Source organism: Proteus sp. CD3 (assembly GCF_008808075.1).
Classification (GTDB): Bacteria; Pseudomonadota; Gammaproteobacteria; order Enterobacterales; family Enterobacteriaceae; genus Proteus; species Proteus appendicitidis.
The window spans coordinates 1,570,937-1,593,227 of sequence record NZ_CP019686.1; the positions used below are offsets into that span (position 1 = coordinate 1,570,937).

Here is a 22,291-nt window from a genome sequence, read left to right on the forward strand (position 1 = left end):
TTAAAAAGATATCTAAACGTTAATTATTTCCTATACTTTTTAATTTGATAGACAAAATATCCTATTGCTAACGGTATGATCAATGGGATTAGCACCATTAGATATAATGCACCGCCACCTTTGGCTCCACCGCCATTGATATATTCATCGAAAATGTCTTTTGAAAAGTAATGAAGAAATATGTCGTCACTGCATTTTTTAGCGAACGGAAGTAAGGGGATACAGATACAACTATAAATAATAATTAAAATATGTTTAGTGCCGCTATCACTTAAAAAATAAACAATTGGAATAAAAATAAAAAAACTAAGAAATGATTTACCCCAGAAATCCCAACTTTTTATAAAAAGACGAACAGGGTGATTTTTCTTTTTTTCCAATAAGTTTCGTTGTGTTATTTTTTCTTTTGTATGATTTTTGCCACTTTTACTCATTAAACTACCTTGTTAGAGTTAGCATTTATTTGTTATTTATACGTATTATTATATTTGATGTGACAAAAGATGAAAAGGCGTGATCTTAAATCCGCCAGTAGAATAATACTGACGGATTTATCATTTAGGAAAAATTAGAAGGCTTGACGGAAAATCTCAATGATCTCTTTTTCATTACCTTTACGAGGATTAGAGAATGCATTACCGTCTTTGAGTGCCATTTCCGCCATATATGGGAAATCAGATTCTTTCACACCCAATTCCCTTAGATGTTGAGGAATACCAATATCCGTAGAGAGGCGAGCGATAGCTGCAATAGCGCGCTCTGCAGTATCCATCACGGATAATCCTGTGATATTTTCACCCATAAATTCAGCGATATCTGCAAATTTTTCTGGATTAGCAATCAGGTTATAACGCAGTACATGTGGTAATAGCACCGCATTCGCGACACCATGTGGCATATCATATAAACCACCTAATTGGTGAGCCATTGCATGCACGTAACCAAGGTTAGCGTTATTAAATGCCATTCCAGCTAACAATGAAGCATAAGCCATATTTTCACGGGCTTTCAGGTTTGTTCCCAAGGCTACGGCTTGGCGTAAGTTACGAGAAATTAAGCGAATTGCTTGAATAGCTGAAGCATCAGTGACTGGATTAGCATCTTTAGAGATATAAGCTTCAACTGCGTGAGTTAACGCATCCATACCTGTTGCGGCTGTGAGTCCTGCGGGTTTGCCAATCATTAACAGTGGGTCGTTAATAGAAACAGAAGGGAGGTTACGCCAGCTCACAATAACAAATTTAACTTTAGTTTTTGTATTGGTCAGAACACAGTGGCGAGTAACTTCACTTGCTGTACCAGCAGTGGTATTTACTGCAATAATAGGAGGAAGTGGATTTGTGAGTGTTTCAATACCTGCATAATTGTAAAGATCACCTTCATGAGTGGCTGCAATACCGATACCTTTACCGCAGTCGTGCGGGCTACCGCCTCCCACTGTAATTATCATGTCGCATTGTTCTTTGCGGAACATTGCAAGACCTTCAAGTACATTAGTGTCTTTGGGGTTAGGTTCAACGCCATCAAATACGGCAACATCAATACCCGCTTCTTTTAGATAACCGATAGTTTTATCTACAGCACCATCTTTTATTGCTCGTAGACCTTTATCTGTTACCAGCAGGGCTTTTTTACCGCCCAATAATTTGCAACGTTCGCCAACAACAGAGATAGCACCTGGACCAAAGAAGTTAACATTCGGTACCAAGTAATCAAACATACGATAGCTCATGATAAACCTTCCAATATCAGATTATTATTCAGATAAATTAAAGTATTAGTGCATTCTCGCCCCATTGGTTATTAAGTCAAGAGAGGTAGCTCATCAATGAGTTGAATCGATTCGTTTAACTTTGGTTTATTTGACATAAGTCAACATGGCGTACTTATAATTAATAAGCCAGCGTCATCTGATTTGAGAAAAAAGCAGGGGGAAACAAAAAATAAAACACCCGCAAGCAGGTGTTTTATCATATCCAGCAAATATCGCTTATTCTTCGAAGTACCAATATCCTTGATTGATAAATTCGGTTAATTCGGCAACAAAGGCTGGGTTATTCAATGCTTCACCGAGTTCATCTGCGCCAACTTCTGTAAACTGGCATAAGGCATCTGCTCCCTTCGTTTCTTTGGTTATCCAATTTTCTGTATTCACAAAGAAACTCTCAGCGATGCGTAGGACGCGCAGCCCACTTAGTCGGATCAGTTTTTCACCGTCATTCAATGCATTCAGTACTTCTTCTGGTTGATAAGGTGGTTCTGAAGGCGCAATATCTAGCTCATGACGCGGTGTAGTTGCAAAGCGACCTAACCACTGTTCAAAATCACCGGGCTTGTTGATCATCTCAATCATCATAGCGCGCAGACGTTCAACTTCATGAGGTTCCATTCTTCCTGCATTGTCGCGTACTGTTAGATTTGGATCGCCATAATTTATTCCACCCAGATCTTGTTCCAGAGCATAATCTGCAAAGCTGCTCAGCAAATCACGGCCATTTGGCCCACGAAAGCCAACAGAATAATTCATAGTATCTTCAAAGGTGAAGCCATCGTGAGGAAATCCAGGTGGGATATATAAAATATCTCCCGGTGCCATTTCTACATCAATAATTGGTTCAAATGGATCAACATGCAGTAATGCGGGGTGAGGGCAGAACTGGCGCATTGGTAAGGCATCACCTACACGCCAGCGGCGACGTCCCATTCCTTGAATGATAAAAACATCATAGTTATCGATATGTGGGCCGACACCACCTCCCGGTACAGAATAGGAGATCATCAAGTCATCAAGCCGCCATTCAGGTAATACTCGAAACGGTTTCACCAGTTCAGCTGCCGGCATATGCCAATGGTTGACAGCCTGAACTAATAGTGACCATCCTTCTTCACCTAATTCACTGAAGTCTTCAAACGGACCATGACTTGCCTGCCATTTGTCGCCAGTAAGGCTGACAAGGCGGCTGTCAATTTCCGGCTCCATTGCCAGACCAGCCAGTTCATCTGGTGTGATAGGATCGACAAAATTAGGAAATGCATTTTTCAGTACAACAGGTTTTTTTTGCCAGTATTTTTCTAAAAATTCAGGCCAGTTAAGATTCAGTTTATTAACCATGTGACCACATCTGTATCAATGAATAAGTGGGTAATTATAGAAGTAATACACGGTGATATTTTTGTTTGGCGTCAAATGGCAGTTAATAACACGGATGGGAATATCTGAATATGGAGGATCAAGGTGTTATAAAACTCTTTCTGAAATGGAGTTAATAATTTAGATACCACAAAGTCGTATAATATTTGACGCTATGTTACATAAGGGGGCTGAGCCATTCCAGCAAAATGAGATTGGAGTTTACCGGAATGGTTCAGGTTAGTCTTTATATAGAGTGAATTGTGTGGATTACTATTACTTCTTATTTGTTTTTTGGGCAATCGCAGATTTAGCCTTTGCTATAATCTTGCTTAATTCATCAGCACCTTGACTTTCGCTAATTGCATGTAGTTTTGAGTAATCACATTCAGGTTCATTATTTAATTTAAACTGTTTACACAGCTCTAACCAAAATTTATTTTTACTCTGTTCAGAGATATTGGATTGGTTTATTTTTTGTTCTGCTTTTGAAATAATTTCTTTGTAGTTAGATATATTGGAAGATAAATCGTCAGCTACTTTTTTAGCATATTCTTGATATGTCAATTATTATCCTTAACGAAGTTAACTTCGTTTCCATTGTTCATTAATATCTAATATGTTTGTATATATTGTGGTTGCTGTGAATTTTTCAGGGTGGTCAGCTATAGCTTCAGAAATTATAGTTCTGTACTCTAGCTTCATATCATTATTATCTAGGTATTTTTTCTTAACACAATAGCAAAGTCTATCTAGCCCATTTAAGTACATTTGTACAGCTTCACCGAACCTAAGATTGGCAGCAGTATATTCTTCAGATACTTCTTCAGTGTCAAATTTACCGAGAGCAATTCCTGCTGAACTTAATTCCCTGCGTCTTTCAGCTATCTGAGCTTCTAAAGCAAGTAAAGAGTTTAAAGTGTTTATTTTATTTGACTCAACTGCTTCTTTTATCTGACCTCTCACACTCCACAACATAAGTAGCGCAATTACGGCTGATATAATGTACGTAATTAAACTTAACAAATTATAGAGATCTTGTTGCATATTTTAGCTTGCCTTTTTAGTGATAATTGCTTTAGCCATAGCCACTATTTTACTCAATTCACCAGCGCCTTGGCTTTCCATACCTAAAGATAAATGCATTCCGAATAAATCAGTCAGTTCTGAATATAATTCAATCCAGAATTGTTTTTTGCTATCTTCATTAATATTTGACTTTTCTAAAACACGTTCTGCTTCTTCGATTAACTCAACTGAAGAGTATGGTGTTTCTTTTATTTTTTTAGCTGTTATGGCAGCGTATTCTTTAGGTGTCATTTCATTTCCTTTTTATTCTTTACAAAACCCCATGCTGTACTACAAAGGTAGTCTCAGGGAAATATCAAGATCTCAGCACAAATGGCTAAAAAACAACCGCTTCAATTAATCATTTGCAACAAAAACCTTATCTAAATATAACATATTCTTATGTGTTTGGCAGTCTTAGGCATTGTTTTTCTAATTTTTGAATATAAATAGTAAGTAAAACTATATAATAAGAAGGAAAAGTGGTTTGGAGGAGATTTATGGCAACACTCAATATAAAAGCAACTTTTTAGTGCGATATCGAAATGTTGTGGAAAGTGATTACCTCGACAGAAAATTATTAATGGCGTAGTGATTTACACAGTATTGAAGTGATAAACGATCATAAATTTATTGAACATACCAAAGATGGTTATACGCCCACATTTACGAAAATAGCTAAAGTGCCATAATATCAACGATGGGAATTTGATATGGAAAATGAAAATATCAAATTAGATTTTATTAAAACCTTTAGTGAAGTCGTATCTGAAGAAAAGGCAAAAAGCCTATATTCAAGACTTAGAAAAAGCATTGGTAAATAAGCATTAAATTAAGAATCAACCAACATAATCAACCAGACCAAAAACAGAGATTTCAATGCCTACCCGTATTTAGACACCAAGGTTCGCATAATGTATATTATGTTAAATAGAATCTAACAAATAATAATACGGTGGCTTTCTCCTATAAATGTAAATCTTAAACTGATGGTTCTTTTCGCCCCATCTACTCAAGCTATTTCAATATACTCAATGGAAGAATTTTACTTCTGCTATTTTTGATATATGACTATGGAAAATACTTTTGGGTTGATTTAATACTAAGACCGATATAAGCTTAATTTTACAAGGTGATGGTGTTCCACCTTTCCCAACCGCTGGTTATTCTCACAATACCAGATGATGACGCCTGATATACAATTAATTTGTCCTCTTATAGGCATGTATGTCAGGTATCGCTATGAAAAAAACAACTAAATCAAATCTCGACCATAAACAATTTCCCCTTCAAAAAGAAGACTCAATCTATGTTTTGGGTCACCAAAATCCTGATAGTGATGCTATCTGTAGCACACTCGTTGTGGCTGATTGGCTTAATTATACTGGTAGATCTGCAACCCCTTGGCGTTTAGGCGATATCACCCCAGAAACCCGTTATATCCTTAGCGTAGCTGGTGTTCCTCAGCCCAATTTACTCACGACGGACTTAACCGATAAAGTTGTATGGCTGGTCGATTTTACTGATGCTGAGCAAGGACCGCCTTCCCTAATGAGTAGCAATATCATCGGGATCATTGATCACCATCGTATTGGAACCATCATCACCCGAAACCCTCCTGATGTTTGGATCAGAGCCGTAGGATGCAGCGGAACTGTTCTGCTTTCTATTTTGATGCACGAAGTGCCAATGCCACTTACCGTCTCTCAGGCTATTTTGCTAATGGGGGCTATACTTAGTGATACCGTTGCATTAACGGGTCCTACCACAACGACACAAGATCATCATGCTGTGGCGATATTACGGGACATTGCGGGTATCGATTATGACGAATTCGTAAACGGGCTTCTCCGTGCCAAAACGGATATCGCTGGGCAATCCATTTCAGTATTGCTCAATCGTGATGCTAAAAATTACTGTATCCATGATATGCCCCTTTTGCTCTCACAAATTGAGGTGAGCAATATGGATGATATTACCCCTTTACTGCCGGCATTGTTGCAGGAAATGGTACAGATTCATAACCATCGTTCATTAAAAATGGTCGTATTAATAGTGACAGATATTACTCAACGGAACTCTGTTTTGTATTTTTCCGAAAGTAGCCTGATTGGTTCTAGCCAAGTTTCATTACCCGGCATGATAAGCCGGAAAAAAGAGATACTTCCTTGGCTGACCGAACGACTTGCTTCTTATAAGGCATGATATATGAAAATTTATCGATACGCCTATTTATTAACCATTTTTCTGTTGATGTCCTGATTAAACATCTTCCAAATCTATAGAATAAGGTCGAACTTATGAGCTTTGAAATTAAAAATATTATCGCAAGAGAAATTCTTGATTCACGAGGTAACCCAACCGTAGAAGTTGAAGTAACCTCTACAGAGGGATGCATGGCTCGGGCATCGGTTCCTTCTGGTGCAAGTACAGGCTCTCGCGAAGCTATCGAACGCCGTGATAGTGATAAAAAACGTTTTGGTGGCAAAGGTGTGTTAGATGCAATCCACAGCATCAATACTGAAATTAATGATGCCCTAAAAGGCTATGATGTTCGCCATCAAAAAGATATTGATAACTGTCTGATCGCCCTTGATGGTACAGAAAATAAAAGTCGATTGGGTGCAAATGCCCTTCTTGGTGTTTCTTTGGCGGTATCTCGTCTGGCAGCGCAACTCTCTGATATGCCACTCTATCGCTACTTAGGGGGGATTGGCGCTAATTTGCTCCCTGTTCCTTGCATGAATATCATCAATGGCGGTGTTCATGCTCGTTGGCAAGGTGCTGATTTTCAAGAGTTTATGATAGCCCCTTGGGGGGCTTCCTCTGTGCGCGAAGCAATTCGTTGGGGCAGTGAAGTGTATCAAGCTTTGCGTCAAGTTCTATTGGAGAAAGGGCTATCTACGGGAGTTGGTGATGAAGGTGGGTTTGCCCCTGCTGTTTCTTCAAATCGCCAGCCACTTGAACTTATTGTAGAAGCGATCACTAAAGCGGGATATCGCCCAGGTGAAGATATTGTTATTTGTATGGACCCTGCCTCTAGCGAGTTCTATGCAGATGGTAAATATACTCTGCGTACTGAAAATACGCAGCTCAATGCTGAAGAAATGACTCAGTACTACGCACAATTAGTGAACGATTTTCCGATAATGCTGATTGAAGATGGCTTAGCCGAAGATGATTGGGCTGGTTGGAAAATCTTACATGCAGCACTTGGTGGTAAATTAGAGCTAGTTGGCGATGATCTTTTTGTGACAAACGTGAAGTATATCCAGCGAGGCATCGATGAAAACCTTGCCAATGCTGCACTGATCAAACTGAATCAAATTGGTACCCTTAGTGAGACTATTGAAGCCGTTCAGTTATGCAAAGATAACAATTGGGGAACCTTTATTTCCCACCGTAGTGGGGAAACTGTCGATAGTTTTATTGCCGATATGACTGTGGGGCTACGTGCTGGTCATCTGAAAACTGGCGCTCCTAGCCGTGGAGAACGTGTTGAGAAATACAATCAATTGATGCGTATTGAAGATGAATTAGGTGATGCTGCTGTATTTGCAGGTAAAGCCGCATTCAAAATACGCTGATTAAGGTTATTGATATTGTTCATCGTATGATGCAATGAAATAGAGAGTAAAACTCGTTATTTTTATAAAAAATAACGAGTTTTTAGTTTTTAATTTATGCTTTGTTATGTATTACTATTAACCGATATTTGGGTCTTTCTCATTTTAAATAAAGAAACACCTAAAAATATCATGGCGAATATACCACATAACAAGAATGCAAAAGGTAATTGATATGTAATGGATGAAATTAAGCTAATTAAATAGCCGACAATGGCTGAAATAAAATATTGGATCATCCCCATTAATGATGAAGCAACACCGGATTGTGATTTAACACTTGCCATTGTTAATGCCGTTAAATTACCAAAAATTAAACCTAACGACCCTACACCAATAGCTAATAATGTACCAAATGTGAATAGAGAAACTGGTCCAAAACTCATCATAATTAATAGTGTTGCACCGATAGCAGTATGAATAAGTATCCCTAAAATAATGACAACCTTAGATGATAGATATTTCTTTTGTAATAAAAAATCAACCTGCCCACCGATAATTAAAGCAACAGCATTAGCTGCAAAAATATAACTAAATTCTGTCGGTGTTAATCCATAATATGTCGTAAAAATAAAGGAAGAGCCACTGATATACACAAATAGTGAGGCTAAAATAACACCACCTGAGAGCATATATCCCATATAGGTAATATTGCGAATTTGATTGATATAAGCCTTAACACTATTTTTAATGCTTAAAGGTGAACGTTTGTCTATGGGCAATGTATCGGGGATTGAGCGATAACTCCATATAAAAAGAATACTCCCTAATAGCGTCATAAACCCAAATATGCTTCTCCACCCAATATGCCCTAATAAAAAACCGCCAATAATAGGTGCTAAAATGGGAGCTATCATCATGATTTGCATTAATAATGAGAATATTTTTGATGACTCTTTTAATGAACAAGCATCATCAACAATAGCTCGTGGTGTGACCAAACCCGCTGCTGCCCCTACTGCTTGGATTAACCTTGCGATTAATAACCCTTCGAGGCTTTGTGAAATAGTGGCAATAAATGAACCTAAAATAAAAATACCGATCCCGACGAGTAATGGCGTTCTTCTGCCATATCTATCTAATAAAGGACCATATATACCCTGCCCAATCGCTAATCCAATTAAGAAAAAAGAGAGTGTTAGCTGAATATCGCTTGAAGTAACATTTAAATCATTAGCGATAGTTGGCATTGCAGGTAAATAAAGATCGATGGCCATTGCATCTAAAGCAGTTATTAAAGCGAGCAATACCACTAATAATGCGCTAAATGTGTTTGAATTATTATTTGAAGCTAACATTATTCTCTCCAATTAAATGCTTTAAAAGTGTCATTAAAGCATCCAACCTTAGTTTGGTAAGTTCTTTATTTGTATATACTAATTTAATTTGAATGCTATCAATAATTGAAATATAGACCTCGGTATAGAAATCAGTATCAAATTTTAATGCTGTATATGTCGTTATTGTATTTTTAAATTCAGAGGTTAATCGTTGGATATAGTCGCTATGTAATTCATTAATCTCATCAGCAAGATGCAAAGGTGATAAATAGCTGGTTTGTAAGAAAAATTTTAATATTGGTGTATTATCATACCGCTCAACTAAATTTTCACAGTAACTAAAACCAGGTGCATTACGATTAATTTGTGTGTCTGAAAAAGCATTTTGAACATTAATAAGTTCTTCATCCAGCGCACAACGATATGCATGCATAAATAGTGCATCTTTGCTCTTAAAATGGCTATATAACGATGATTTTTGTATGCCCGCTGCATGAGCTATTTTAGATATCGACGCCCCATTATATCCATATAGTGAAAACTCAAGCATTGATGCTTGAGTGAGTTTTTCAAATGTTGTTTCTGTGCCCATTATTTTTCCTTACCGTACGACCGATCGGTCGGTTGTATGATAAGGAGGTAAATATATAGATGCAACTAAAAAATGAACAAAAATTAGGTGTGCAAGAGTGATTTTATATCCTCAATAATTTTATCTAATTCCTTTTTTTACACCTGATGTGACAATATGGTATTTATTTTCTGATGTTGTTCCTGTTATTAACCCATCAATATCAAATTTACTTTGATATAATAATTTATTACGATTAAATTGTTTTATTCCGTTATAAGTAAATTGTTTTTCTTTATATAAATTATAATCATCTGGGGTCTCTTTAATTAAGTGTCTTGCTAACAATGCCATATCAAAAGCAGTAGTATATTGCTCTCCATTATTATTAAGACCATGTACATTTTTAAAATAGGTATTAGTCATACCAATACTGGTAGCCATTTTATTCATTTGGTCAACAAAGCTATCCTGATTACTGGCCATATATTTAGCTAGTGCAATAGCAGCATCATTGGCTGATTGGATAATTAAGCCTTTTTTCAGTTGATATATAGATACGTGCTCATCTGCTTTAAGAAACATAAGAGGTGAGCCATTTAATACAGGGTTTGCAAAAGCCCATGCTTCTTTATCAATAGTAACGTTATCATCATTTTTTATGTAGCCTAAATATGTTGATTTCGCTATTAAATATGATGTCATTAGCTTAACTAAGCTTGCTGGTTCAACTTTTTCATCGCCCCCTTTTTCTGCTAATATTTCCCCTGTATCGTATGACATTAACACCCAAGCTTCTGATGAAATGATAGGTGTTGAATATTCAGCATGGGTTTTTTCAGTAATAGAAAATAATATTAAAAAAACAATAAAAAAAGAATTAAAACTATTTTTCATAATAATTTTTGATTACCCTTTTATTTAGTAATTTATAGGTTTAAGGAAATGATTTATTCTTTATTTTGCGATTGATAAATTTGTGATGTGGACATTTTTTGTTCTTGTTTTTTTGCATTCTATTTTTTCACTATCATTAAATATCATGACGTGAGAATAACCATTGTTAATATAAGTATCACCGCTTAAAAATTGGTAAATATTATATTGAATTCCTTTTATAGTTTTCCTATCCACACCGGGTGATACATAGAAATCATCGCCATTTTTCATTGTGCTTATCCTATAGTTTGTATGAAAAATAGTAACCATTCCTTTATCTTTGCAATCAAGTTCTATTTCTGCCATGGCATTAGCATCAACACAAAAGAGCAATAGTATTAATTTTAATAATATCTTATTTTTTATCATCATATGTTTTCTCTATTATTTTTTATGTTTTAAAATTATAATAATCTATTATTTATCATTATATTGTGAATATATTCATGATCATCCCATAACTAGATGAACCTTTGTAAAAACACTGTTAATATGATGGAGTGATAGGAAAAAACCTTCAATACTAAATAGAGACTATCTGATATGAATAATATTAATATCGAATCCATGGATTTAAATTTAATGAAGGTTTTTGAGGCGTTATTTGAAGAAGGTAGTGCGACAAGAGCCGCAATACGGTTAGGATTAACACAATCAGCAGTAAGTGCTTCATTATCAAAACTAAGATTAATTTATCATGATCCATTATTTGAGAGGACTGGCAGAGGATTAAAGCCTACGGCACGTTCGAATGAGCTTGCGCCAATAATAGAAAGTGCTCTTGGTCAATGTCGATTGGTAGCCTCTTATGCTGTTCCTAAAGGGCATTTTGAAGGGAAAACGGTCACAATAGGGCTATCTGATGATTTTGAAATCGCGTTAGGTAAGCAACTTTTGGATAAAATTAATCAATCATTGAAAGGCATACATGTTATATATCGGCAAACGCATTCACGTATTGTTCAGGATATGCTGCTAAGGCATCAAATCGATTTGGCTATTACGGCGGGAGGCATGGCTTCGCATTTAATTAAGACTTATCGATTAGGTAAAAGTAATTATTTATGTATTACTGATAAAAAGAATGATATTCCCGAAAATGTTAGGGCATATGCTGATTACCCTCACCTTCTCGTCTCTTCAAGTGGTTTTGTTGGTGTTGTTGATGAAGCATTAAAAACATTAGGATTAAAGCGCAAAGTTGTGGTATCAACCACACATTTTTCAGCAGTTCCTTTTTTATTATCAGATTCGCATATGTTAACAACAATACCATCTCATGCTGCCTATGCAATTGCAGAAATGGCGAATATGCATGTCTTTTTGCCACCTGCCAAGATGCCTTCTTATGAATTAATTATCGGGAATCGAATTGGCGGAAAACATGATTATGTAATAGAAGAAATAAAACAATTTATTATAGATACTTGTTTTTCCTCAACCTATTTAAAACTAGAATAGAGCATACGCACTTTAAATTCGAATATAAATCGGCAGGTAAAGGTCGATTTTTATTTTTCTAATAGTGGAATTAATGTAGTGGGATTAAGGGATAGTAATGTTTATATTACATATATTGATTGTATGTAATCAAACCTTCCCTTACCTTTTCACATTAAAATGCTGAGCAAATATTTTATATCCTTTTTCGCTAATGCTGACTTCCCTATATCCTTGATGTCTTATTAACCACCCTTGCACTTCTGCGTGATTAAGAAAAACCGTGCCGATTTGTCCACCAAGATGAAATCGGCGCTCACTCCAATCTAAACATGGACAACAAATATTGCGTGAACCTTTGGCTTGGAAATCAACACCCATATTTTTAAATCGCTCAAGACCTAACGTTGTAATAGCGCGACCATCTTCTGTTATCCATTTTTGTTGGCAAAGCGAATGATAAATATCAACAGCAACTTCACCCGCTAAATGATTATAACAAGTGCGTGCTTTTCTTAGATTTTTCGGGGTTGTAATTTTTGCTTGAGAAATATTTTCTGTTGAAAAGCTCATCAAATTTTCAATGATTTTTGCAATATCATCATTAGCTAACCTGAAGTAACGATATTTACCTTGAGCTATCACAGAAATAAGATTGCTATTGAGTAATTTTGATAAATGACTGCTTGTCGTAGAGGCTGAAATATCTGCAATAATGCTAAGCTCAGTAGCTGTCCACGCCCTTCCATCCATTAAAGCACAAAGTATTTTTACTCTGGAAATATCCGATATCGCTGCGCCAACAGCGGCTATTGCAGATTCTACGCTGTGCTGATATTCCGTCTTTATCTCTGATTTAGTCATTTGAAATATTACCGTCTCTCTCTCATAGAATGCGCTATTGAGTATTGTGATAATGCTATTGTAGCAATATCTAGAGTCTACGGATTTTCTTTATTAAATGAATATTCGCGAGTCAGAGAAACAATACTAATTCTGTAAAAATTAAAAAGAGAGCTACGGCCTTCTTGTTGTGCATTTTTATGTAAAATATTCTTCTTCCACTGTAAAACGGCTTCTTCATTTTCCCACCAAGAAAGTGACAATAACTTTCCTTGTGTTGATAAGCTTTGAAAACGCTCTATTGAGATAAATCCCTTGATGTCTTGTAATAACGGTTTTAAGTCAGTCGCTAAAGACAAATAGCGACTCATTTTCCCTTGTTCTACCTTCACTTCAAATATAACAGCAATCATCACATTCTCCTTTTTGTTTAGTTGTTGAGAGTCTACCTATAAAAAACAATAACATTTCGATAAGAATTGAAATGAGAAATTTAAGTGAGTTTAGAGGTTAAGCATGATCAAAAAGAAAAAAACTTATTCTCTAAATAGTCATACAAATTGCTTGGGGTTATGGCAATGACGGAATTATTAGATCCGCCACAATACTCCAAACTTGTTAAAGGATGTACACGTCTAGGACTGACCAGCGGTGATTTCCATTATTATTCAGAACACATCACCATCGATATCAAACATGGTGAAGATTGGCTGTATAAGGTCATCAAAGTTATTACAGATCAGTACCCTGATGCGAAAAAAGAGTTTTACTTAGGGAGTCTTTTGCGGTTACAAACAGCAGAAAGATATTACGATAATCTGTTGATGAAACTAAAAAACATTTAATCACTAATAATAAGTGACCGAAAGGTCACTTAGGATAAGATATGGCATATTTACTACTAGCACTCGCTGCTATTTTTTGGGGTGGAAACTACGTAGCAGGACATTTGCTTGTTGGTTATATCAACCCTTATCTTCTCAGTGTGTTGCGTTGGGGATTTACCTCAATACTCATGTTCATCTTGTACTGGAAAGTTATCCGCAAGGAGTGGCATTTACTTACTGAACATCTTGGTATCAATACCCTTTTTGCTTTCCTTGGACAAGTCAGTTTCCCACTTACGTTATATATTGGCTTGCAATATACAAGTTCACTTAATGCCGCGATTTATATATCAGCCACACCTTGTCTTGTGTTGATAATTAATTTCTTATTTTTTAGAGAGCATATTTCAACACGCAATGTCATTGGTGCAATAGTCAGTACAATTGGTGTTATCTACCTTGCTTACGCGGGTTCTGATGGTGAAGCCTCGTTCTCATCATTCGGTATTGGTGATGTGTTAACCATTATTTCAGCACTGAGCTGGGCATTTTATTGTGCGTTGTTACGTCTTAAAGACAAACGAGTCACACATACTTCATTTGTTGGTTTTTGCTCGCTGATTGGTACCGCTATATTGATCCCAATGTATCTGGTGTATCTATTTTATGCGAAGGAAACCCCTGTAACGATGGGGAGTGACTACTTTTACCCTGCGCTTGGCGTTGCTTATTTGGTTATTTTCCCATCATGGCTCTCTTATGTTTTTTGGAATAAAGGCGTTGCGATGATAGGGACAACACGAAGTGAAATATTCACGCACCTTATCCCTGTATCGGGTGGTCTGCTGAGTATTGTCTTGCTAGATGAAAAAATTCATCTATATCACGTTATTTCACTCGTGATGATTATTTTCGGTATTGTGTGTTGTTCCGGTAAGAATAAAGCGAGAGCATAGACACTTTTAAAAGAAGAATAAAAATTATATTCTTCTTTTAAGCTGATCTTTATTTTAAAAGTAAACTCAATGTATTTACTCGCCCACTATCCCAATTAAGATGCACTAAACGCCCTGTTTTATCGAAAAAACACCATTGGTTAAATTCATTGCGATATTGCGGTGCTAAATCTGTGGGCCATTTTAGCTCAAAGGTACAGTGATTTTTATTGTTATATAAACGAAATATCGTGAACTCATCTTTTTGCCAATAAATTAACGTGGCTGTTTTTTTTATTAAATAAAATGTACGTTGCTCTTCAATAGATTGAGTATTAGGTAGTTGTAATCGTTGTGTATAGTGTGAGCTTGCTGAGGCTAGTACGCATTTATCATACTTTACGTCATAATATGAGTTAGAAATAAAATCATATTTTAATCCCTCATTTAAATGGTGAAGCAGGCTTTCTCGTTGAGTTAATCGACGCTCAGGTAAAATATACAACCAGCGCTCTTTAGGTTCACTATTAATTAGCCAATATTCAGTGTTATTGTGGCGAAGGATCTCGATAACATCGCCATTCAAAGCATCTACATTCCATACTATTTTAAAGTCATTTTTAGTATCAACAACTTGCACTGTATTATTAACTGCAATTGTCCAAAAAACACCATCAAAAAGACGAGCAAAAACAGTACATTTTAGTATGCCAAGCTCTTGAATAGACTGTGTTGTGATCGCTAATGAATGGATCTGGAAATAATCGCCTCTTGGTGCTAATAATAAAGCGCTTTGGTGATTTTCTGCGATAACAATATGGTATGTTGGTGTTAAAGTATGCCAAAGTTTTTTCCCTGCTTTATCGGTTAATAACACCCCAGATTCACCCAAAGCAATAAGATATTGGTGATCATTTAAGGCAACCATATCATAAATAGCGTAAAGCCCTTGTTTGGGAATAGTTGCTGAAATAAAGTGATTTTGTGCATCTAAGGAATAACGTTTAGCCTCAGGAATATCATTATGGGGTATATCTGTTTTTAATAGCTTATTGGTGCTTTTATGAATAAGTTGGCTAATTTCTTTTCTTTCTAGCACAGAATTTGCGCCATATTGATCAACAATAATAGGACGAATAAGTTGATTAATGAGTTGTTCTGTTAATTTAGTCTGCTTAGGTAATGCTAATACTTCTCTGGCTAAAATAGCGCGTTGAATAGTGGCCAGTGGATCGTTACATACCTTTTTAATATCATCTTGATATAAATGAAAAGTGTCAGGTAATAGAAATACTGATTTCACAAGGCTACGTAGGCTTAATTCTCCACCAGCTTGATAGGCAATTTCTAACCAGTGTTTGGCTTTATTACGACTTAATTCATTATTTAACGGCCAGATAATATCGATAGCCTGTAAATAATCTTCGCAGTCAACCAGATATTCAGCCCACTCTTCACGCATTTTATCTGCAATCGTAGGATGTTTTTCTTGTAACTGTAATACGATGTATGAAAAAGCATTATGTAGGCGAGCATAAATAACAGCAGAATCAATATCACCCGCCAAGCAATATAAACGAATAATGCGATCAGGTTGCATTCCCCACAAACGTGCTAGCTCCGCCGCGTGTTGATAGCGTTGAAAGCTTTCTAAATAACTAAGTGCTTCCTCTTTTTCTTGCAATAATTCAGCGAGAACAAATAGAGCTTCTTCATTACATCCTGCTTTATCTAGTTTTATAAACTGTTGACGATAAAGTTGTTTTAAATAATTTTGAAGTTCATCTCCTAGATAAAGGCTTTTATGCTCTTGTGAAGCCGAGGATATTTCTAGTTTATTTCGCCCTTTTAATCTTCCCAAATAAGGTGAAGGCGTTGTTTCTTGATTTTCTTGAGATTGACTAAGTGGAATACCATGACGCAGCGCTTGATCGACATTACCGTCTTCAAACATTTTCATCATTTTATTAATATAATCCGCTTGTTGCTTGCTCATCATAGAGGCTAATCCACTTTTTATTGAAAGTTTATTTAGCCAATGTTGCCACGGTGATAATTGAGATGCCGTTTTAGAGGGATCGCGTATAGCTTCACGACTTTGAGGTGTCAGAAATTTATTAATTATTTTCTGAGTCAGTGATAATGACGCTTTTACGTGAGGTATTTGTGTTTGAGAAGACGATGAAACGTTGTTAAATGCCGTTTTTATAAATTGCTTTTGTTGATCTGCTGCCGGTGGAATATTGCCACCAATAATTGTTCTAATATTTTGCTCTTCTGACAATGCTTGAGGTTTTATCTCATACAAATTGGCGTAGTTATCTGTCTCTTCAAAAGCAATCTCTTTTATATCAAGATAGTCAGCAAGTGATAAAGGTTTAGCTTGCGAGAATAAAAGCGTTGTAACAACACCACTACGGACCAAAGCAAGATCTGCATAAGGCAGTTTTTTTATCTCGTCATTATCTAAAGGCGCAGTGCTATAAAGGCGACCGTAACGAATTAAAGGCCATCCTTCAATTGATGAACAATCCACTGTTTTACTCTCAGTAAAGCAGAGAACATCCCCTTGCTCGAATCGATAAACTCGACAATTAACTTGCCAATGTTTTATTAAATAGGTGAGTCGTTGAGTTTCATTAAACCAATCGTTAGGTAGCCATAAACCTTCGATTTGACGATATCCCAATAACATTGGATGACGAATATAATCGTTATGCATTTTGGGAGTCACCTTCTTGTGCAATGGTATAGAGATTTAGGCGTAATTGTTTTTGGTATACATCATAAACAACGACTTGAGCATGATCCGTTAATGCAGCAAAAAGACCTTTAGATGGGCTAAATGAGTAACGTGTAAACGGATTATCTGCACGATATAAAATTTCTATCTCGCCGTTTGAATAACTGGCAATATTTCGTTTGTTTGGACTGATCATCAAAATATTTAAGGTGGTTAAATCTTCTTCTGAGGAGCCATTAAGCGTTGGATGAAAAAGCCCTATTCCTTGCCATCCCTGAGGTAAATCTATTTGATAGCCATAAACCTCATCAACTTCCATATTATAAACATGCCAACTTTGTCGATTAGTACCTAGTGAAATAGCGCAAGATATTGATTTAGAACCATCAGTATATTTATGACGATAGGCAAATAAAACACCTCTTTGATAGGAAATAAACTGGGTGAAATAGAACCGATGCTGATAACACTTTTGAGAAACATCTGCACGAGTGACCATTTGAATTAATTCATTACTATCATTGAGATAAATATACACAAGTAGGTTGTCTGCTATTTTCTCTATGCCAAGGACTTTTTCTTCAATGATTTTAAAGGTATTTTTTTCTTCAGTATAAATATTGTATGAGAAAGCCACCAGCCGTCTTGCTCTATCATGTACAAATAAGCTGAAATATTCCTTATTTAGATTAACTAAATAGGCGCTGGCAAGCGTATTACCTCGTCCAATACCCGCTGAAAACTCCTCATCGGAAGGTCGAGGCATATAAGAGAGTTTGGGTAATTGCCAAAAATAGAGCCCATTGTTATTGGAAAGTAATGCGCCTATCTTTTTTCCGTGACACTGTAACGCTAAAATAGTGTGACCATCAGGATATATTTGGTATATAAATGGTTTTTTAAGTGAGTTGTTTTGATTTAATCTATTAAGCGGTGGAATTTTAATCACCATCAATCCAGGCTTACCTAATAAAGTAACCCCCACCGCGCTACCATGAAATGAGATAACCGGCGAAAACATCAACGATATTTTGTGTTCATGTTGATGCGTATTTTGCGCTGAAGGTGTTCTTATTTGCCCTTTTAATATCTGTGCGCTTAATGTTCTAGGTGGTGTTGGTAATACAATATGGCGTTGAAAATGCGGTGTGCGAATTTTGACATCAATGGTTTTATTGAAACAATCATCTGCTGTTAATTCGATATGATGACTTGATGCAATTTGTTTCAATATAGATTGTTGATTTGCTCCCGTAACTAACCAAATCTCACCGTTTTGCACATCAACATCTTCACTAATAACCTCTTGCCAATGTGTAATATTTTCTTTTAAAACAGGAGAATAAGTTCGACGTGTCAATAATTCGTATAGATCATTTATGGTGTTTAACGGCATTAATGGAATGAGTGATTGCAACGTTCCCCACATTAATGTGCAACCCACCTTTTCTGCTCGTTGCGCCAATATAATAAGCATTGCAATATGAACTAAACGGCATTCACCCAGTTGCGAAATACCAGTATCAAACAGGACAGTGATCTGATTTAAAGATTGTTGAGATTTATAGTGTGGTGTCAAAAAGAGATGTTCTGCATTAATGGCGCGTCTCATAAATTCATCAGGCATTTCATCAGCCATTAACCATTCGCTAAGTAGTAGGTTTTGATAATTCCCTTTACGCTGTATTTGCCCTATACCGTCTTGTTCGGGTAAGCCACCGAGTTGTCTTCCTTGTACAGGACCTAATACCCGGCTGAGACGTTGCAATATGTCAGAAAATGCGGGAACTAATTGGGGATCTAACCAGCTAAGCCAAGTTTGCCAAGGTTGTAGCGCTTCGGGTAACGATATAGGCTGTGTTGTGGATAATGACATGATGATAAACCGATCCTTGTATCACATTATATATTTCACTCAAAACACAATTGGGTGAGTGTATCCCGTAGCGTTGGTGTTAATGTCCACTGATTATCTAAAGGGATCACCGTTTGAGGTGATGGTAAAAGTAATAGTGGCTGGCGTTTAAAATGCTGCACTAAGGCTTGCTCCACCAGCCCATAAGGCTGTAAAAGCTGTTGGTGTATAGGGAGCCATAATTTTGCTGTTTGAGTAGAAGGCGCAATCAGCGTTATCTTGTCAATCCAAGGTAAATCAGCTTGCTTACCCAACACAATAAGCCGATGTTGACTGGTGATCACTTTCAACCGTTGTTGCTGAACATCAGGCAAATGAATAATGCGTTCAATAAGCTGTTTAGCCGTTATACCTGTTGCAAACACCCCTTGCGGTTTAGGTGGTGTTGTATTAGGTTGCCAAGTGAGTGGAAATGTTAGGCTCATAATAAGTGGCTAAACTGTATTGCTAATTGAGTTCGTAATATGGCAAGTTCTTCACTTAACATCTCTGTTGAGAAGTTGGCATCTATTTCTCGTAACGTCAGTTCAATCTCTGCTTTAGATACTGGTTCTGCATGGAGCACATCTTTTGCTCTCTCTATTAAACGGTTCATACGGGATTGGGGTTGTAATGTCGCCTCTTCTACTGAACTAAATAACCGCGAATTCATTGAAAGTGAGAGTTCCTTTCGTAAGATTTCACGTCCTTGTTGCTGTGTATCTTCAGTAGGAAGGACATACAGTAAAGGCCAGAGATCTTGTTCTGTCGCAATCTCTCTATTATTGAGCACGGTTGCTGCGGCAATAAGACGCTGAACACGAACAATGCGTCTATCTGAAAGCGTGATCCCTGCGTTTCTTAATGAACGTACGGCATTAGCCAGCAACGGTCTAATTTGCGTTAAATCGACATTTTTAGCAGCAAGGTGTAATTCATCTAATTGAGTAATATCGAGTTGAGCTGAAAGTGGCGTTAGACTTGAAGCCCACCCACCTTCAAGCATGGCTTCTAATTGGTGATCGGGAGTGGATTCAATAAAAAGATGAATAAGAAAGCGGTCTGAGAATGCGGCAAGGTTCGGATCATCTGGCAAGCTATTAGCAGCACCAATACACACCTTTAATGGACTAATAATATCGGTATGACCACGTTTAAATCGACGTTCATTTAAAATACCTAATAAGGTATTTAAAATAGCCGTCGAACCTAAAAAAACTTCATCAAGAAAAACGATATCCGCTTCAGGTAGCATTCCTGTGATATCCGTTTCGACTTTACCTTCTTTTAGTTTTTTGAGGTCAACGGCACCAAATAATTCTGAAGGTTCGGTAAAACGCCCCAGAAGATATTCAAAATAGCCCCCACCTAATGTTTGAGAAACTCTACGGACAACAGCGCTTTTCGCTGTACCTGGCGGGCCGATAACAAGCAAATGTTCATGAGCAACGGCGGCTAAAATAACCAGTTCAGCAAGTTGCTCGCGTCCAATCATACCTTGTGTTGAGTGTTGTATTGCTTTGCGAATATTATCGATAATTCCATTTATATTTGATGTCATATGGTTACGCACAAATTAAGAGTTTAACGGTGAGATAATCGCATTATGTAGGTTTTTATTTTTTGACTCAACTCTTTTAATTTAATTAAAATGGATTTTATATTTAACTTAATATTATCTATAAATAATTGTCTTTTAAAAGCGAAAAACAAGCTGAAATAATTCATATCCAGCTTATTTTATTGTTATTTATTAATATAATTATATTTTATTTTAATTATAAAGTTTCTCACCGCACATTATTTTAATAAAGTCAGCGACACCGATAGATACTGAGATAGGTTGGTCTTTAGCAACATAAATAAATGAAGGGCTGGAAAGATGTTCAATAATAGGTGTTTTAACTTAAAAAGAGAAAAACACCTTAAAAATAAAGGTGTTATTTCTCATGATTATGATGAGTAGATCGCTACTTTTCGTAAAAGTAGTTAAGTTCATCCATTAGCTTTTTACGAACGTCATGGGAAATAAAACTGGCATTAAGAGCATCGATATTACATTGCTGAAAGTCTTTTTCGCACCAATCAAAAATATCATGTAATAACTGATACTCTTTATTTAATGAAGTATTAGCAACTGTTCGCGCATCGGTATTTATATTTAATTTAACGCCCTGCTTTTTTAGTTGATTAACTGGGTGTTGGTCTATTTGCTCATATATATTGCAGATAATATTACAGCTTGGACAAACCTCTAGTAATATGTTTTGAGATTTAAGTCTTTTAATTACTTCACTATCTTCAATACTTCTTACACCATGACCAATTCGAGTAACTTGCAGTTTATCCAATGTTTCAGTAACGCTTTCAGCGCCTTTTGCTTCTCCGGCATGAGCAATTAAATGACCTCCTGCTTTTTTAACATAATCAAAAGCAGCAATATGATTATCTAAAGGGAAGCGTGCTTCATCAGCCGCGAGATCAAGCGCAACTACACCTTTATTAAGGTATTCCACAACCAACTTGGCGGTTTGCTGGCTCTCTAATGCACTAAAATGACGTAATGTGCATAAAATCAATCCTGCTTTAATAGCATATTTTTCAGCGGCTTCATTCATTGCTGAAATAACAATCTCAACAACGTCTTTATCTGTTAAGCCTTGTTTGGTGTGTAATAACGGGGCAAAACGTATCTCAGCGTAAATAACATTGTCTGCTTTCAACTGATAAAATAGATCGTCAACAGCCAGTGTAATTGCTGATTTTGTCTGCAGAATATTGATTTGTGGTGTGACTTTACTTAAAAAATCACCCAAATCAAAACAGGGTTTATGAGCAACAAATTGCTGATTAAACTCGTCAAAGCTTATTGTTGGATCTAGCTGTTTAAGATAAAAATAGCTTAAACAGGTATCTAAATGCACATGAAGCTCCACTTTAGGTAATAAACTAGGATTAAATGTCATCAATATAGGCTCTAAATATTAGGAATATC

At 36.4% G+C, this 22,291-nt stretch carries 22 protein-coding genes and 1 riboswitch; of the genes, 5 read left to right on the plus strand and 17 right to left on the minus strand.

Annotated features, from left to right (window positions below; translation table 11 throughout):
- Positions 1-23: 23 nt before the first annotated feature.
- From BTA34_RS18345 to BTA34_RS07260, 6 genes are all read right to left on the minus strand, one after another.
- On the minus strand, positions 24-434 hold the full coding sequence (locus BTA34_RS18345; RefSeq protein ID WP_265576294.1) for a hypothetical protein: 411 nt from the start codon (positions 432-434) through the stop codon (positions 24-26).
- Positions 435-568: 134 nt separating this feature from the next.
- Positions 569-1,732 (minus strand): 1,3-propanediol dehydrogenase, encoded by a 1,164-nt coding sequence (gene dhaT, locus BTA34_RS07240; protein ID WP_151435065.1) that lies wholly within the window; start codon positions 1,730-1,732, stop codon positions 569-571.
- Positions 1,733-1,990: 258 nt separating this feature from the next.
- Positions 1,991-3,112: a cupin domain-containing protein gene (locus tag BTA34_RS07245; RefSeq protein ID WP_151435066.1), complete on the minus strand. Its 1,122-nt coding sequence runs from the start codon at positions 3,110-3,112 to the stop codon at positions 1,991-1,993.
- Positions 3,113-3,406: 294 nt separating this feature from the next.
- Complete coding sequence (locus tag BTA34_RS07250; RefSeq protein ID WP_151435067.1) at positions 3,407-3,697, minus strand: hypothetical protein; 291 nt, start codon at positions 3,695-3,697, stop codon at positions 3,407-3,409.
- Between the two features lie 18 nt (positions 3,698-3,715).
- Positions 3,716-4,177 carry a hypothetical protein gene (locus BTA34_RS07255; RefSeq protein ID WP_151435068.1) on the minus strand — a complete coding sequence of 154 codons (462 nt, stop codon included), beginning with the start codon at positions 4,175-4,177 and terminating at the stop codon, positions 3,716-3,718.
- Positions 4,178-4,180: 3 nt separating this feature from the next.
- Positions 4,181-4,450 (minus strand): hypothetical protein, encoded by a 270-nt coding sequence (locus BTA34_RS07260; protein ID WP_151435069.1) that lies wholly within the window; start codon positions 4,448-4,450, stop codon positions 4,181-4,183.
- Positions 4,451-5,320: 870 nt separating this feature from the next.
- Positions 5,321-5,399: riboswitch (Fluoride riboswitch) on the plus strand.
- A 41-nt stretch (positions 5,400-5,440) separates the two neighbouring features.
- Here BTA34_RS07260 and BTA34_RS07270 point away from each other — a divergent pair.
- Both BTA34_RS07270 and eno read left to right on the plus strand, forming a co-directional pair.
- Complete coding sequence (locus BTA34_RS07270; protein WP_151435070.1) at positions 5,441-6,403, plus strand: DHHA2 domain-containing protein; 963 nt, start codon at positions 5,441-5,443, stop codon at positions 6,401-6,403.
- 95 nt (positions 6,404-6,498) lie between these two features.
- Positions 6,499-7,785, plus strand: a complete 1,287-nt coding sequence (eno, locus tag BTA34_RS07275) for a phosphopyruvate hydratase (RefSeq protein WP_151435071.1) — start codon at positions 6,499-6,501, stop codon at positions 7,783-7,785.
- Between the two features lie 104 nt (positions 7,786-7,889).
- Here eno and BTA34_RS07280 read toward each other — a convergent pair whose 3' ends face one another.
- The 4 genes from BTA34_RS07280 to BTA34_RS07295 all read right to left on the minus strand — a co-directional run bounded on the left by BTA34_RS07280 (position 7,890) and on the right by BTA34_RS07295 (position 10,986).
- Positions 7,890-9,122 carry a multidrug effflux MFS transporter gene (locus BTA34_RS07280; RefSeq protein WP_151435072.1) on the minus strand — a complete coding sequence of 411 codons (1,233 nt, stop codon included), beginning with the start codon at positions 9,120-9,122 and terminating at the stop codon, positions 7,890-7,892.
- Entirely contained in the window at positions 9,106-9,696 is a 591-nt protein-coding gene (locus BTA34_RS07285) for a TetR/AcrR family transcriptional regulator (protein WP_151435073.1), read from the minus strand. Before BTA34_RS07285 ends, BTA34_RS07280 begins: the two co-directional genes overlap by 17 nt.
- A 120-nt stretch (positions 9,697-9,816) precedes the next feature.
- Complete coding sequence (locus tag BTA34_RS07290) at positions 9,817-10,572, minus strand: serine hydrolase (protein WP_151435074.1); 756 nt, start codon at positions 10,570-10,572, stop codon at positions 9,817-9,819.
- 60 nt (positions 10,573-10,632) lie between these two features.
- The gene (locus tag BTA34_RS07295) at positions 10,633-10,986 is read right to left on the minus strand and encodes a hypothetical protein (RefSeq protein WP_151435075.1); all 354 of its coding nucleotides are present in this window, start codon (positions 10,984-10,986) and stop codon (positions 10,633-10,635) included.
- A 171-nt stretch (positions 10,987-11,157) separates the two neighbouring features.
- Here BTA34_RS07295 and BTA34_RS07300 point away from each other — a divergent pair, with 171 nt between their 5' ends.
- The gene (locus tag BTA34_RS07300) at positions 11,158-12,075 is read left to right on the plus strand and encodes a LysR family transcriptional regulator (RefSeq protein WP_151435076.1); all 918 of its coding nucleotides are present in this window, start codon (positions 11,158-11,160) and stop codon (positions 12,073-12,075) included.
- Positions 12,076-12,216: 141 nt separating this feature from the next.
- On the opposite strand, the gene BTA34_RS07305 is transcribed toward BTA34_RS07300, so the two are convergent.
- On the minus strand, positions 12,217-12,918 hold the full coding sequence (locus BTA34_RS07305) for an ArsR/SmtB family transcription factor (protein WP_151435077.1): 702 nt from the start codon (positions 12,916-12,918) through the stop codon (positions 12,217-12,219).
- A gap of 77 nt (positions 12,919-12,995) precedes the next feature.
- Positions 12,996-13,310 carry an antibiotic biosynthesis monooxygenase family protein gene (locus BTA34_RS07310; RefSeq protein WP_151435078.1) on the minus strand — a complete coding sequence of 105 codons (315 nt, stop codon included), beginning with the start codon at positions 13,308-13,310 and terminating at the stop codon, positions 12,996-12,998.
- A gap of 147 nt (positions 13,311-13,457) precedes the next feature.
- On the opposite strand from BTA34_RS07310, the gene BTA34_RS07315 reads away from it, so the two are divergent.
- Positions 13,458-13,742 carry an iron-containing redox enzyme family protein gene (locus BTA34_RS07315; protein ID WP_196734359.1) on the plus strand — a complete coding sequence of 95 codons (285 nt, stop codon included), beginning with the start codon at positions 13,458-13,460 and terminating at the stop codon, positions 13,740-13,742.
- A 41-nt stretch (positions 13,743-13,783) separates the two neighbouring features.
- On the plus strand, positions 13,784-14,680 hold the full coding sequence (locus tag BTA34_RS07320) for a DMT family transporter (protein ID WP_151435080.1): 897 nt from the start codon (positions 13,784-13,786) through the stop codon (positions 14,678-14,680).
- A gap of 49 nt (positions 14,681-14,729) precedes the next feature.
- Here BTA34_RS07320 and BTA34_RS07325 read toward each other — a convergent pair whose 3' ends face one another.
- From BTA34_RS07325 to add, 5 genes are all read right to left on the minus strand, one after another.
- Positions 14,730-17,381 (minus strand): bpX6 domain-containing protein, encoded by a 2,652-nt coding sequence (locus BTA34_RS07325; protein WP_151435081.1) that lies wholly within the window; start codon positions 17,379-17,381, stop codon positions 14,730-14,732.
- Entirely contained in the window at positions 17,374-19,278 is a 1,905-nt protein-coding gene (locus BTA34_RS07330) for a hypothetical protein (protein WP_151435082.1), read from the minus strand. The genes BTA34_RS07325 and BTA34_RS07330 overlap by 8 nt, the downstream gene beginning before the upstream one ends.
- A 35-nt stretch (positions 19,279-19,313) precedes the next feature.
- A complete protein-coding gene (locus BTA34_RS07335; RefSeq protein ID WP_151435083.1) occupies positions 19,314-19,742 on the minus strand; it encodes a hypothetical protein in 429 nt (142 codons plus the stop codon).
- Entirely contained in the window at positions 19,739-20,857 is a 1,119-nt protein-coding gene (locus BTA34_RS07340; protein ID WP_151435084.1) for an AAA family ATPase, read from the minus strand. Before BTA34_RS07340 ends, BTA34_RS07335 begins: the two co-directional genes overlap by 4 nt.
- A 409-nt stretch (positions 20,858-21,266) precedes the next feature.
- Positions 21,267-22,262 (minus strand): adenosine deaminase, encoded by a 996-nt coding sequence (gene add / locus BTA34_RS07345; RefSeq protein WP_151435085.1) that lies wholly within the window; start codon positions 22,260-22,262, stop codon positions 21,267-21,269.
- Positions 22,263-22,291: the final 29 nt, after the last annotated feature.

What these genes read in the sequence shown, in the direction of transcription:
- BTA34_RS07310 (WP_151435078.1), bottom strand. Translation starts at nt 13,310, where the DNA reads ATGATTGCTGTTATATTTGAAGTGAAGGTAGAACAAGGGAAAATGAGT.
- BTA34_RS07270 (WP_151435070.1), top strand. Translation starts at nt 5,441, where the DNA reads ATGAAAAAAACAACTAAATCAAATCTCGACCATAAACAATTTCCCCTT.
- BTA34_RS07285 (WP_151435073.1), bottom strand. Translation starts at nt 9,696, where the DNA reads ATGGGCACAGAAACAACATTTGAAAAACTCACTCAAGCATCAATGCTT.
- BTA34_RS07295 (WP_151435075.1), bottom strand. Translation starts at nt 10,986, where the DNA reads ATGATGATAAAAAATAAGATATTATTAAAATTAATACTATTGCTCTTT.
- BTA34_RS07340 (WP_151435084.1), bottom strand. Translation starts at nt 20,857, where the DNA reads ATGACATCAAATATAAATGGAATTATCGATAATATTCGCAAAGCAATA.
- BTA34_RS18345 (WP_265576294.1), bottom strand. Translation starts at nt 434, where the DNA reads ATGAGTAAAAGTGGCAAAAATCATACAAAAGAAAAAATAACACAACGA.
- eno (WP_151435071.1), top strand. Translation starts at nt 6,499, where the DNA reads ATGAGCTTTGAAATTAAAAATATTATCGCAAGAGAAATTCTTGATTCA.
- BTA34_RS07305 (WP_151435077.1), bottom strand. Translation starts at nt 12,918, where the DNA reads ATGACTAAATCAGAGATAAAGACGGAATATCAGCACAGCGTAGAATCT.
- dhaT (WP_151435065.1), bottom strand. Translation starts at nt 1,732, where the DNA reads ATGAGCTATCGTATGTTTGATTACTTGGTACCGAATGTTAACTTCTTT.
- BTA34_RS07300 (WP_151435076.1), top strand. Translation starts at nt 11,158, where the DNA reads ATGAATAATATTAATATCGAATCCATGGATTTAAATTTAATGAAGGTT.
- BTA34_RS07290 (WP_151435074.1), bottom strand. Translation starts at nt 10,572, where the DNA reads ATGAAAAATAGTTTTAATTCTTTTTTTATTGTTTTTTTAATATTATTT.
- BTA34_RS07245 (WP_151435066.1), bottom strand. Translation starts at nt 3,112, where the DNA reads ATGGTTAATAAACTGAATCTTAACTGGCCTGAATTTTTAGAAAAATAC.
- BTA34_RS07320 (WP_151435080.1), top strand. Translation starts at nt 13,784, where the DNA reads ATGGCATATTTACTACTAGCACTCGCTGCTATTTTTTGGGGTGGAAAC.
- BTA34_RS07280 (WP_151435072.1), bottom strand. Translation starts at nt 9,122, where the DNA reads ATGTTAGCTTCAAATAATAATTCAAACACATTTAGCGCATTATTAGTG.
- add (WP_151435085.1), bottom strand. Translation starts at nt 22,262, where the DNA reads ATGACATTTAATCCTAGTTTATTACCTAAAGTGGAGCTTCATGTGCAT.
- BTA34_RS07330 (WP_151435082.1), bottom strand. Translation starts at nt 19,278, where the DNA reads ATGTCATTATCCACAACACAGCCTATATCGTTACCCGAAGCGCTACAA.
- BTA34_RS07335 (WP_151435083.1), bottom strand. Translation starts at nt 19,742, where the DNA reads ATGAGCCTAACATTTCCACTCACTTGGCAACCTAATACAACACCACCT.
- BTA34_RS07325 (WP_151435081.1), bottom strand. Translation starts at nt 17,381, where the DNA reads ATGCATAACGATTATATTCGTCATCCAATGTTATTGGGATATCGTCAA.
- BTA34_RS07260 (WP_151435069.1), bottom strand. Translation starts at nt 4,450, where the DNA reads ATGACACCTAAAGAATACGCTGCCATAACAGCTAAAAAAATAAAAGAA.
- BTA34_RS07255 (WP_151435068.1), bottom strand. Translation starts at nt 4,177, where the DNA reads ATGCAACAAGATCTCTATAATTTGTTAAGTTTAATTACGTACATTATA.